A 12,876-nucleotide genomic window follows, 5' to 3' on the forward strand; every position below is an offset into this window, starting at 1 on the left:
ATCTATTAATCAATTCTATTATTTCTATAATAATCATAGAATCTATCTATAATGTAACTATCACTTGCCTTCTTCTCAATCAGAAAACAAAAAAATGTATGATTAGAAAATGAAATATCCTCCAATCACACACTATGAAGGCCTAGCAGATTTATAATGATCTTCACTTTATAATTGACTATATACCGAAATGGCATCTGTGATATTATATTGCTCCGTTCTAGGATTGCCGTCAGCTCCTACTGTCACGAACACATATTCTTGTCCATTTATAAGAGCTAAGCTTGCTAAACATAAGCCTGCATCTTCTGTATAGCCAGTTTTCCCACCTAAAATTTCTCCTCCTGGCAATGCACTTGACGTCATATGTTGAAACATGCGACTTGTAAAAGTAATGCCTTCTGGATGAAGGTTTGTGGACTGAATAGAGTATCTTTCTGCTGTATAAACATTGCGAAACTCATCGTTTGTTAAGGCATATTGTAAAAGTAAAGACATATCCTTTACGGTTGTATAATGATCTGGATGGTGCAGTCCAGTTGTATTCACAAAATGAGTATTTTTCATTCCTAACTGCTGCGCCTTTTCGTTCATCAGACTCACAAACTTTTGTTCTGAACCAGCAACATATTCAGCTAAACCCATTGACGCCTCTGCACCTGATGGCAGCATGGAGCCATACAATAAATCCTCTAATGTCAGCTTTTCATTTGGGAGAAAGCCCGCTACGGAAGCATTTTCCTCTAATAAATCCTGAAAGATATGCTTAGGTAAAATGATTTCTTCTTGTAAATTGGAGATCTGCTCAATCGAGACTAGAACCGTCATCATTTTGGTCAAAGAGGCAGGATAAATCCTTTCCTCACTATTTTTATCTAAGAGAATTTGATTTTCATCCAAATTCACTAAAATTGCATTCGAGCTGTATAAATTAAAATCGAGCATATGCGGGCTGGCTGTTTGAACTACTTTCGGTGAATGATCTATTTCCTGACGTAAAGTCATTGGCGATTCTTTCAATAGTAAATAAACAACTATCATCATGAATAAGAACAATAAACTCCATATCCCTTTTCTTTTGAACATAAAAACAACTCCTTCTCTTTATGCTTTTATTCAACCATAAAAAAAGGAGCTTATTTTTAATTTACTATTAGTGAATTCTTAAGGTTTCTTAAGAATTGATTGGAATCATCACAGTGAATACGGTTGTATCATTACTAGAAGTTGCGGTAATCGTCCCGCCATGGGCCTGTACAATTTCATTAGAAATGGCTAAACCAAGCCCAGCACCTCCTGTTTGGGTAGACCTTGCACTATCTAAGCGGTAAAACTTCTCAAATATCATCTTTAATTTTTCAGGAGGGATCGTCTTCCCTGTATTCGTAAACGAAATTAATGTCTGATTATTTTCGTTTCGCACACTAATTTCAATTGTACTATTAGGATCACTATAGGCAATTGCATTTTTTAAAATATTATTAAATACCCTCGCTAATTTATTACCGTCTGCATAGACAGTAATATCTTCATCTATTTTGACGATGGCTTGTTGACCCTTTGGTGCCAGCAATGGATAAAACTCGTCAGCCACTTGCATTAACATATGATGTAAAGGAATAAGATCTTTCTCTAAAATGATGGATTGTAAATTAAATCTGGTTATTTCAAAAAATTCATTGATTAATTGTTCCAGTCTATAGGATTTTTCTAATGTAACCGTCACATATTTTTCTTTCTGCTCTACAGGCATATCCCTTGCCTCATCTAAAAGGCTTAAGTAGCCAATAATGGATGTTAAGGGTGTTTTAATATCATGCGCTAAATAGACAACTAAATCATTCTTTCGTTGCTCAGCTTCTTGCGCATCCCTTGTACGCTTTTCTAATTTATATTTCACATTATTTAATTTTTTCTCCAAAAAATCGAGTTCAGCTGGGAGCTCAATTTCCTTCCCTGACTCATCTGCAAGCATGGTGATACTTGAACTAATTTGATGAAAATAACGGGTAAAACGAGACAAGGCGATATAAAAAATAATCAACAATAATAGAATAAATCCTATCGCAAGCCAAAGCGGTTTATTTTGTCTAAATAACACATTATAGGCACTACTTGCAGCATAATAATCAAGTTGCAAGACATTTTCACAAAAGGCAATAAAAGCATCTGCAAAGGGAGCTTGCAAGACCCCATCAATAAATGCAAAATTAATAAAAAAGCCTATGATGATAGCGATGACAAGTATAGAAATAATTTGTACAACCATTTTCCTTTTCAGTTTGCCAAACTCATTTTTCAATGGTATACCCCACTCCCCAAACCGTTTTAATATATTTTGGGTTCTCCGCAGAATCCTTCATTTTTCCCCGTAAATGTCGAATATGAACCATTACCGTGTTATTGCTACTAAAGTACTTTTCCCCCCAGATTTCTTGGAATAGTAGCTCTGAACTAATAACTGTCCCTCGATTTGCACATAAATACCAAAGAATAGCGAATTCCGTAGGTGTAAGGGATATAGGCCTTTCATTTAAAAAGACTTGCCGTGTGTTTTTGTTAATCACCAGGCCAGCAAAATCAATGATATCTTCATGTTGCTTCGAGCCTTGGTTGTACAAGGTAAATCTTCGTAGTTGCGCCTTTACACGAGCAACCAATTCCAATGGACGAAATGGCTTTGTTATATAATCATCTGCTCCTAAAGAAAACCCATTTATTTTATCAATTTCTTCTTCCTTTGCCGTAAGCATAATCACTGGAAAATTCAATGTTTCTCGGATTTTTCGTAAAATGGTAAAGCCATCTATATCTGGCATCATAATATCTAGAACAGCTAAATCCACATTTTCTTGCTCGATACATGCCAAAGCCTCTTGAGCTGTATAATATTTAAATACATGATAGTTTTCATTTTTTAAGTAAAGTTCGATTAAATCTGCAATTTCCTTTTCATCGTCAACAACTAAAATATTCAACTGTCTTGCCCTCTCTTTCTCCTCACATGTTTTCCAATGATTTTTCACAGGCATTATAGCACTTACATATGGCTATATCTATTAATAAGGTAGTACCTTTGAAAGCTAATGAAAAAAGTAGAGATGGAAAACATCTTTCCAACTCTACTTTTGATAGTTTATGTTGATTAAACGATGGGATAATAAACCATATTGAACGGTACACTGATACGTTCCTTCTTTTAAAAAAGCAAAATCCTCAGCATCCGCCTCTATAGTAAGGTCATCTATTATAACTTGATAAAATGTATCTGTGCTAAACCTACCACCCACGCTATCAATCCTTACAATTGTACATAATCCATTGACAGATGGGTTTTGCCCATTTTTAATAATGTCTACTAGTCCCGTTATACCAATAAATAAGCACAACAAGGTGAAAAAACTAAAAGTCATAACCACTAATAGAAAATCTTTGTGTGTTTTTTTCTTCTTAATAAAAACGATTATTATACTTAGAGATGCAATAGTACCAATTATTGAAAAAAGTGTTATACGAAATAGTTCATTCATGTGATTTACCTCAGGATACTTTCATATTTACCAAATCTTGAAACGTTTTTCTTGCTCTTTCAAAAATCTTTTCCATCCTTGATACAAATTCGATAAATCAACTGGAATAGGTTCTTCAGCTATCTCAAAATACAACGGATCTGTAGTATCTTGTTTAAATATGAAATCAAAAATAGTCATATTACTATTGAAGTCATCCCAAATCACCATCATTTGTTGAAAAGCATTATCCAATGGAGGTTGTTCTTCGCCTTCTAGTATCCTGTGTTCCTCCTGATGTTCGTATAACCAGCTAAGTACAAGGTATAGCCACTTTTCTTGAATAAATGTAATACTTTGCATAGGTTCTTGTTCGGCTAAGTTGGATAAATAAGGGACAGCTAAAAATGCCTCATGCTTCAATAAGCTAGCTAGTTCGAATAACGAAGCTGATATTTCTACTTCTTGTGCGATTAATTTCTCCGCTTTTTGAATGGCCGCTTCTGGGTGAATAAAACCACATTGAACGCCAAAGTACAATTCTTCCCATGTTAAATCCGTTTTATCAATTATGAATGTTAAAGGGATAACAATGGAAAGAGAGTTTTCAACTAAATCATCAGTATGGATAGTCAAATAATTCCCCCTTCACTTTTCATGCAAACAAGTTAGCCATACTTGATAGATAAATTACTTTCCATATGTATAAATAATCCGTCATTCAAATTAACACATCCTGAATGTACTTCTTTTTAATAAATTCCTCAATAACTTTTTGTATTTATGTAATAACTTGTGCAATACATAAATAATACAGCACCACCGCATATCAACATTCATAAACATTTTCTATTATAGATAGTCACTCACTAATATGACTGTGCTAAACTAGCTATTTTTCGTAGCACTTTATGGAAATAATTAATGGTGAAGAACTATTACTACATCAAAAATAGGCTTAGGTTAAATCCCAAGCCTTACAGTTGTTCCATAATTAATTTGTTGGAATCATAGTAGATTTTCGATTCATATCCTGTGTGACCTCTCTCCCTGAATAATATTGCATCTGTTCATTTAATTTATGTTCTTTCGCGGTTATACTGGTTGGCTTCACTTTCAGGACAAGTGTCTTGCTACCTAAAGATGATTGATATTTATCGAGATGCTTTTTTGACAAAGGTGTATGATAATAATCTGGTACATATTTATCGAGCATTGCCTGCATAGCAGCAGTAGCTTCGTTTAAATCTGTGACAATTTCCACCAAACCATTTGCGACTACACTCATATAAGCCGTATCAGTCTCAGCAGGAACCGGGTCTACCATTGTTCCATAATTTTCGCTTATTGTCATACATGCATTTTGATTGGTTGTTAGAATATCTATTTTTCTTCCTTCGTTGGCACCATGGAAATAAAAAATTCCGTCTTTATAGACATAATTTAGTGGAATAACATATGGCATATGTTGATCCACTAAACCAAGAAATGCAGTTTGTGCGCCTTCTAAAAATTGCTTAATTTGTTTTTCATCTATACAAGCTCTATTCACCATTCGAATATCTGTTACCATCTTCATTCCCCCTATTCTCTTCTAAGAGGAGTCTACAGTAGGAATGTACTCTAAAAAAGGGACAGTTTGATGAAAGAGAATGGGTACAAGCTAAAAATACTAGTTTATCGGAAGCCCATACTATATTTCTTAGAGACTTTGCAAATTCTCTTGGTGTTATACTTAATCGTTTCTCGCAAATATCATTAAACAAAAGAATGTCATATTTAATTTTTCCTTTATACCTATTTATATGAACTCTTTCTTCTCCAAATTTTCACCTACATCACGATAAAATAGTTTAAGCTGTGCAACAATCATTATGCTAATGACTACAAGTAAAAACCATGAGCTGATTTTACCAAAATGAACAATCGACCAAGATACCTCTTGATTCGGATATGACCATGCCCCAAAGAACGTTGCAATATTTTCAGCAATCCAAATGAAAAAGCCAATCAAAAAGAACGATATAACAATGGGCATTTTATAGACTTTGTTCCGTACTGTAAATTTGACAATTGTACGATAAAACACAATGAATAGAAGTGCCATTAACAGCCATCTAAAATCATAAATAAAATGATGTGTAAAAAAATTCAAGTAGATAACGGCTCCAAGTGGAATAGCTACATAACTTTTTGGCCAACTTACAATTTTCAAATCAAACCTACGCCAGGCTTGGCAAATATAACTTGCCACACTCGCATACATAAATCCACTATATAAAGGCACACCCCCTATTTTTGTCCACGCTTCTTCAGGATATGACCATGAATTGAAATTCACTTTGTATAGTTCGAGCACAAGCCCAATAATGTGAAACAAACAAATGACTTTTATTTCATCCTTTGTTTCTAAACCAAATGTATACATCAAGTACTGCGTCAATAGACAGATAACAAGAATAAAGTCATATCTGCCTACACCAGGTATTTGAATAGCTTTAGAGAGTGCAAGTGTAGCAAATATCACAACAGGAAAAATACAAGATAATGATTGATGATACGTAAAGGCTCCTAAGTCTTTTAAAAAATTCTTCAACATGAATCCACCTCAAATTAACTTGTTTATAATTAATTTCTTCTTGTATGAAGAATAAATGATAAATTATTCTTTTTCAATATTTTTTTATCGAAAAACGATAAATTATTTCTCTTACTATCGGAACTATTCCTTGTAAAATACGTCTTTTGTTGTTCTTTACTAACGAAGAAAAGAGTAGCCACATTAGCGGCTACTCTTTGAACTTAAAGATATATTTTTTGATTTAATTTTAATTGGACTTCTTGTTGGTTTATTTCTAAGTTCGTCACTTTTTTCACTTTTAAATAATAAACGATATAACAACCAATGAAGAATGCTCCACCGCAGTAGAGTGCTAATCGTTGAGCTGGATCAAAAGCCAAGCTTGCCATAACGATACAGTTCGCTAATAAACCTAAAATAGGGATCACTGGATACAATGGTGCTTTGAATTTTAAATCCTCTACTTTTCCTCCTTGACGTATGTAGGAGCGTCTAAATGCAATTTGAGAAGCCGTAATCGCAATCCAACCAATTTGTGCTCCTAAGCCTGCTAGAGATAAAAGCCACACAAATACTGTATTAGCAGCAAATACACTTGACAGTAATGACAAACCAGCTACTGCGAGTGTGATCAGTAATGCATTCATTGGGATGCCTCTTTTATTAACCTTCCCTAAAACGGGGCTTGCCATTTTTTCGACGGAAAGAGAAAACAACATACGTGTTGCGGCATAAAGACCTGAGTTTGCAACGGATAATAAAGCTGTTAGGATAACAAAATTCATAATATCCGCTGCATATGGAATCCCTATGCTATCTAATACAACAACAAATGGACTTTCAACAACCCCTGCTTTATCCATTGGAATCATCGCTGCAAGTACAAATATCGAAAACACAAAGAAGAATAACGTACGCCAAACTGTTTGTTTAATAGATTTAGGGATGGTCTTTTCAGGATTTTCACTCTCCCCAGCAGCAATACCAATTAATTCTGTACCCTGGAATGAAAAATTCACCGTAATCATTGTAATAAGCAGTGCTGTTACGCCATTTGGAAATAGTCCACCCTCATAAAAATGAGACAGGAATGGGGCACTTGTTCCATCTTTCATATCGATTAGCCCAAACATAGCCGCTCCACCAACCGCAAGGAACATAATGATTGCCAAAATTTTAATACTGGAGAAGACAAATTCTGCTTCACCAAATGCTTTTGCTGATAAACCATTCAATACAAAGAGCAGTGCAGCAAATATTAGACACCACATCCATACTGGCGAATCAGGAAACCATCTTTGCATAAGTTGTCCAGCCCCTAAAAACTCAAGAGCAACCGTTACTGCCCAACCTAGCCAATACAGCCATCCAACAGCAAAACCAGTAGCAGGACCGATAAATTTCGTCGTGTACGTTTGGAATGAGCCTGATACTGGCATAGCAACAGATAATTCACCTAAACAGAGCATCGTTAAATACATAACTGCTCCGCCTACTAAGTAAGCTAGGATGGCACCAGTTGGTCCAGCTTGGTTAATCGTGTAGCCTGATCCCAAAAAGAAACCAGTTCCGATACATCCTCCAAGTGAAATCATAAATAAGTGTCTTGCTTTCATACTTCTTTTTAATTCATATTGTTCTGATGCCATAAAAAACTCCTTACATCCATTATCTTGTAAGCACTTTCTTTTTTTCGTGCACGACAGATAACTATTTAAAATTTGAATGATTAATAGGTAAACCATTTAATATATTTGATAAACTGTCAATTTTCTGACAAAATAAAGGCTATTGATGAGCTAAATTGTATTGTAAACTTAATGTAGGGAGAGCTACTTTCTTATATTTGGTTGTGGCGACCTAATTTCTAAGAAAAGTTCTTCCTTTATGAGATAAAAATTGACCTCTCCCCACTGCTTAAAGTAATGTATCGCCGAATAATGAGCTGATTAAAGCTACCGCAGCAATAGCAGTTTTATTGTATTGATCTAATACTGGGTTTGTCTCAACAAATTCTGCCGAAGTGATGATATTTGCTTCTGACAGCATTTCCATCGCCAAATGACTTTCACGGTAGCTAATCCCACCTGCAACGGGCGTGCCTACACCTGGTGCATCGTTTGGATCAAGTCCATCTAAATCTAATGATAAGTGAACACCGTCTGTACGCTCTTTTAAATAGGCAATCGTTTCTGACATCACTGTTGTCATCCCTAAACGATCAATTTCATGCATCGTGTATACTTTAATACCAATTTCCTTAATAAGCTTTTTTTCTCCTGGATCTAAGTCACGAGCACCAATAATAACGACGTTTTCAGGCTTTACTTTTGGAGCATAGCCTCCGATATTCGTCAGTGCCGGATGACCAAGGCCTAAGCTTACAGCTAAAGACATGCCATGGATATTTCCTGAAGGAGATGTTTCACCTGTGTTTAGATCGCCATGTGCATCATACCAAATGACACCTAAATTCTCATAATGCTTCGAAACGCCCGCTAATGTTCCAATAGCAATACTATGATCTCCACCTAATACTAAAGGAAAACGATTTAAAGAAATCTCATGATCCACTTTTTGGCCTAGCTTCTCGTTACTTTCTGTGACAGTTTTTAAATTTTTTAGGTTTGTCTTTCCTTCTGTCTCTTTATCTTCATGTACGATGTCAATCGTTAAATCCCCTTCGTCATAAATCGAATAACCAAGGCCCTCAAGTCGTTCAGTTACTCCTGCATATCTGATAGCACTTGGCCCCATGTCTACGCCTCTTCTTGTTTGACCTAAATCCATGGTCACCCCAATAATTGTCACTTCTTTATTCATGATATTTTCTCCTCTCCAATAATTACTTTCACAGTATAAAGAAAATGGAACATTGACTCAACTCGACATTATTTTAAATTTTTATACAGTTTAAATTATTAAAAACATAGATATATTCTTGTATAAACGATTGCATAAACGCTATTTCAATGCATAACAAAACATTTTTTTCCTTTTTAATATGGATTTTTGTCATAAATTCCTAAACAAAATATTAAAACTGTTCTTTTTTTATAGTTTTTTCCGAAAATTTTGACGGTAATATTATCTATAAATGTAATATAATAATAAAAAACTTCCAAAATCATTCAATTCTCCTTATTTTTTACGGCAAAAAAAGCCCTACTACAATAGTAATAAGACTTTTCAATCCTCTATTTTAATATTCTCACAATACTATTCAAACAGGTTTCTTTATAAAATAGATGTTGCTCTTCTATATCACATGTTAACCATTGAATTAATGAACCATCAATCATTGCCCTCATCATTTTTGCAGAGGTTAAGGAATCAATGTCTGGGCTAAACACCCCTTCACTTTTTCCTAATTCAATAATTTCTAGTCCAATTCCCCAGCAATTCTCATAAAATTTTAAGTTAATTCTTTTGTACGCTTCATTGCTGTTTGCCTGAGCTAAAAAATCTAAATACACTCTGTAAAATTTTTTATTTTCTTGAGGGGATACAAAAACAGCATTTAAGTAGGCTTGAAGCTTGTCTATAGCCGTTTGATGCTTGCCTATTTCTTGTATTTCATAGCTGTAGATTTTGCTCGTAGTGGATTCCAGTAATTCTAATAAGATGTTTTGTTTGCTTGTAAAATAGTAGTGAACTACCCCTTTTGAGACGTTAGCATGATCCGCAATGTCTTGTAGTGTAACGTTATCATAACCTAAATGTGAAACAGCATTAAAGGCTGCTTTCATAATTTGTTTTTTACGTTCTTCCTCTTTCTTTTTCATAGGAGCCTCCGATGACTTGATAGAAGTTATTATACATGAAGAGTCGCTATAATCCAATTTTATATTGACCGGTCAGAATAATTTTGATACTGTTTAATGGAATAAAATTGTAGGGGGACGTTTACGATGACAGTAGATAATTTTAATGCGTTAGTAGTCAATAAAGATGAGGCATTTACAGTGAAAGTGAACGAGTTGACTTTAGAAGATCTACCAAAAGGTGAGGTATTAATTAAAGTTAGTTATTCAGGTATTAATTATAAAGATAGTCTTGCCTCTATCCCAGATGGTAAAATCGTTACGTCTTATCCATTTGTTCCTGGCATTGATTTAGCTGGAACGGTTGTTTCCTCTGAAGATTCTCGCTTTAAAGCAGGTGATGAGGTCATTGCGACTAGCTATGAAATAGGAGTATCTCATTTTGGTGGTTTCAGTGAATATGCCCGTATTCCAGCTCAATGGATTGTACCACTTCCAAAAGGTCTTTCCCTCAAGGAAGCTATGGTGATTGGTACTGCAGGATTTACAGCTGCATTATCTGTTCAAAAGTTAGAGGAAAATGGTATACATCCTGAAAAGGGAAAAATTCTTGTTACAGGGGCAACGGGTGGTGTCGGTAGCTTTGCTGTATCTATCCTCTCAACACTAGGTTATCAAGTTGAAGCGAGCACAGGTAAAGAATCTGAACATGAATATTTACGTTCACTTGGGGCTACTACAATTATAAATCGTGAAGAGGTCTATGATGGAAAGATTAGAGCGTTAGGGAAACAAAAATGGGCTGCTGCTGTCGATTCTGTTGGTGGAGAGCCACTTGCCTCTTTATTAAGCCAAATTCAATATGGAGGGGCTGTTGCAAGTAGTGGTTTAACAGCAGGCACACAGCTTCCTACAAGTGTATTTCCCTTCATTTTAAGAGGTGTGAATTTACTTGGAGTTGATTCTGTTTATTGCCCAATGGACATTCGATTGAACATTTGGCATCGTTTAGCGACTGATTTCAAACCAACAAACCTTGAGGATTTCATTCAGCAAGAAGTAACACTACAACAACTTCCAGAGTTTTTACCTATTTTACTAAAAGGACAAGCAAGAGGAAGAATCCTTGTTACATTATAAGGTGTTTAATCCAGCTTCCTTCTCCATGCTATTTCCCAGAAAATAATTATAGAAGTTGTCAAATTAACAACATAAAGCTACTACGCATAGCGAGCGTGGTAGCTTTTTTTATTGTTGACATCTCCCTGACATATAAGTCCTTTATAGTAACTCATGAACGCCCCACCTGTTCCCTTTAGACAAATTTAGGTAACAAAGTTTGTCTAAATTAGCATGAACAAGCATACCAATAGAGTATGTAGGCAGTGTTCTGGGAATTCAATACTATAATCAATATTCTGGAGATGATCGTATGAAGCGAGCACATATTAATGAATTAAACATTACACGAGCTTTAGCCATTCTAGCTGTCCTTCTCATCCATTCTACTAGTACACCTGTAACGGCTTTATCTAGTGACTCAAAACTATATCCATTTTATGTGTTTTTTAATATTTTCCCTAAATTTGCTGTACCTGTTTTTATTTTCTTAAGTGGATTTGTTTTATTTTACAATTATATACAGAAGGATTTAACAAAGGAGCTTATCATTCATTTTTATAAAAAAAGAGTGACCCAAATACTCATTCCTTATTTCTTTTTTTCTATCTTTTATTATGCAGCGATGCAATTTTATGTGACACATGATTTAGTAGACACATGGCGTTCCCTATTTAGTGTCGAATTTCTAGAGAAACTATTATTAGGCAAAGCGTATACGCATCTATACTATATTTTTATTATTGTTCAATTCTATCTTATGTTCCCATTATTCCTGTATATTTTAAAGAAAAAACCAGCCCTATCTACTCATTTAATTTGGATTGGCTTTGTTCTTCAATGGGTCTTTATTCTATTAAACGCAAAGTTTTGGCAGTATCCCTATAGAGGGAGTATCGCTTTCTCTTATCTCTTTTACTTCTTGACAGGAGCATTTTTAGGGATCTATTTTGAAAAATACAAAGGATGGCTTCAACTAAAAAAAGAAAATTTCCCTATCACGATACTTTTTGTGTGGTGTATATGGCTAATTTCTACTATATATAATGTGTATTTATATTACTTTGTTTATTCATCAGAAACCTATATAGTGAACAGCACCATATTTGAGCTAGTTTTTCAACTACAATCTGTAACAGCCTGTATTGTCTTACTACAGCTTTCTTTCTGGATCTATGATAAATGGAACCAAGCTTTTGTAAATGGCTTAATCAATCTAGGAACAGTATCATTTGGCATCTATCTATTGCATCCATTTTTCCTTTTCCTTTATAGACAAATAAGTACTGGTGGTAATAGTATAATCTATCACCTATGGAGCATTGGTGGCTTTATTTTTGCTCTATTCATCACATGGATGATTGTGCTTTTGATGGGCAGATTCTTTAAATATCATTGGATTGCCTTTGGACCGATCCCGAGCAAATTTCCTTACAAATAGGCATTCTATATGTACAGCCAGTTGTCGGTTCAGTCAACTGGCTATGTATTTAGTTGAGAACCTGTTTTTTTGTGCTTACCATTACTGAAATATGAGTGTTTCTTCTGTGGTACATTATTAAATAAGAAGAAACTAATTAAAAAAGCCCTGTGGAAATTTTCACAGGGCTTTCATAGAGTTGAAAAAAACAATCAATAGAATTTTTGTAAAAAGTGAAAATGAATTTCCGTTGCAGGCTACTTGCCTTCCTGTGGACGAGCACCGAATCGCTTCCTCCGCTACCGCTCCGTTTAGATGCCTGTCTCGCTATCCCAAGGGAGTCAAGTAGCCCTCCACTCCACCCCACAAAAGTGTTACCTTTTTAGCAAAGGTTTTCAAATAAAGTGAAGGTTTTATGAAGAGGTGTTGTTACGCATCACTTCTCCATATTGAAAATAAGAGTTTATCCCCTCTAAGGATACA

At 34.9% G+C, this 12,876-nt stretch carries 12 protein-coding genes; 2 read left to right on the forward strand and 10 right to left on the reverse strand.

Going from position 1 to position 12,876, the window contains the following annotated elements; translation table 11 throughout:
* Window positions 1–168: 168 nt before the first annotated feature.
* From ACEVFT_RS20225 to ACEVFT_RS20270, 10 genes are all read right to left on the reverse strand, one after another.
* Window positions 169–1,086: a D-alanyl-D-alanine carboxypeptidase family protein gene (locus ACEVFT_RS20225; protein WP_393951132.1), complete on the reverse strand. Its 918-nt coding sequence runs from the start codon at window positions 1,084–1,086 to the stop codon at window positions 169–171.
* An 88-nt stretch (window positions 1,087–1,174) separates the two neighbouring features.
* Window positions 1,175–2,269, reverse strand: coding sequence for a sensor histidine kinase (locus tag ACEVFT_RS20230; RefSeq protein ID WP_393951144.1), 1,095 nt, complete (start codon window positions 2,267–2,269; stop codon window positions 1,175–1,177).
* A 22-nt stretch (window positions 2,270–2,291) separates the two neighbouring features.
* Window positions 2,292–3,032, reverse strand: a complete 741-nt coding sequence (gene vanR / locus ACEVFT_RS20235; protein ID WP_393951133.1) for a VanR-ABDEGLN family response regulator transcription factor — start codon at window positions 3,030–3,032, stop codon at window positions 2,292–2,294.
* A 90-nt stretch (window positions 3,033–3,122) separates the two neighbouring features.
* Window positions 3,123–3,530 carry a hypothetical protein gene (locus ACEVFT_RS20240; protein WP_393951134.1) on the reverse strand — a complete coding sequence of 136 codons (408 nt, stop codon included), beginning with the start codon at window positions 3,528–3,530 and terminating at the stop codon, window positions 3,123–3,125.
* A gap of 27 nt (window positions 3,531–3,557) precedes the next feature.
* Complete coding sequence (locus ACEVFT_RS20245) at window positions 3,558–4,145, reverse strand: DUF2247 family protein (RefSeq protein WP_393951135.1); 588 nt, start codon at window positions 4,143–4,145, stop codon at window positions 3,558–3,560.
* A gap of 358 nt (window positions 4,146–4,503) precedes the next feature.
* Window positions 4,504–5,082, reverse strand: a complete 579-nt coding sequence (locus ACEVFT_RS20250; RefSeq protein WP_393951136.1) for a pyridoxamine 5'-phosphate oxidase family protein — start codon at window positions 5,080–5,082, stop codon at window positions 4,504–4,506.
* 228 nt (window positions 5,083–5,310) lie between these two features.
* Window positions 5,311–6,108 carry a DUF817 domain-containing protein gene (locus ACEVFT_RS20255; RefSeq protein WP_393951137.1) on the reverse strand — a complete coding sequence of 266 codons (798 nt, stop codon included), beginning with the start codon at window positions 6,106–6,108 and terminating at the stop codon, window positions 5,311–5,313.
* A gap of 203 nt (window positions 6,109–6,311) precedes the next feature.
* Window positions 6,312–7,739: an amino acid permease gene (locus ACEVFT_RS20260; RefSeq protein ID WP_342442954.1), complete on the reverse strand. Its 1,428-nt coding sequence runs from the start codon at window positions 7,737–7,739 to the stop codon at window positions 6,312–6,314.
* A 268-nt stretch (window positions 7,740–8,007) separates the two neighbouring features.
* On the reverse strand, window positions 8,008–8,913 hold the full coding sequence (rocF, locus tag ACEVFT_RS20265; protein ID WP_393951138.1) for an arginase: 906 nt from the start codon (window positions 8,911–8,913) through the stop codon (window positions 8,008–8,010).
* 374 nt (window positions 8,914–9,287) lie between these two features.
* A complete protein-coding gene (locus tag ACEVFT_RS20270) occupies window positions 9,288–9,875 on the reverse strand; it encodes a TetR/AcrR family transcriptional regulator (protein ID WP_393951139.1) in 588 nt (195 codons plus the stop codon).
* A gap of 126 nt (window positions 9,876–10,001) precedes the next feature.
* On the opposite strand from ACEVFT_RS20270, the gene ACEVFT_RS20275 reads away from it, so the two are divergent.
* Both ACEVFT_RS20275 and ACEVFT_RS20280 read left to right on the forward strand, forming a co-directional pair.
* Window positions 10,002–10,994, forward strand: coding sequence for an NADPH:quinone oxidoreductase family protein (locus ACEVFT_RS20275; protein ID WP_393951140.1), 993 nt, complete (start codon window positions 10,002–10,004; stop codon window positions 10,992–10,994).
* A 292-nt stretch (window positions 10,995–11,286) separates the two neighbouring features.
* Window positions 11,287–12,414, forward strand: coding sequence for an acyltransferase (locus ACEVFT_RS20280; RefSeq protein ID WP_393951141.1), 1,128 nt, complete (start codon window positions 11,287–11,289; stop codon window positions 12,412–12,414).
* Window positions 12,415–12,876 lie beyond the last annotated feature (462 nt).

This window comes from Lysinibacillus sp. PWR01 (genome assembly GCF_043359455.1).
In the GTDB taxonomy this organism is placed as follows: domain Bacteria; phylum Bacillota; class Bacilli; order Bacillales_A; family Planococcaceae; genus Lysinibacillus; species Lysinibacillus fusiformis_F.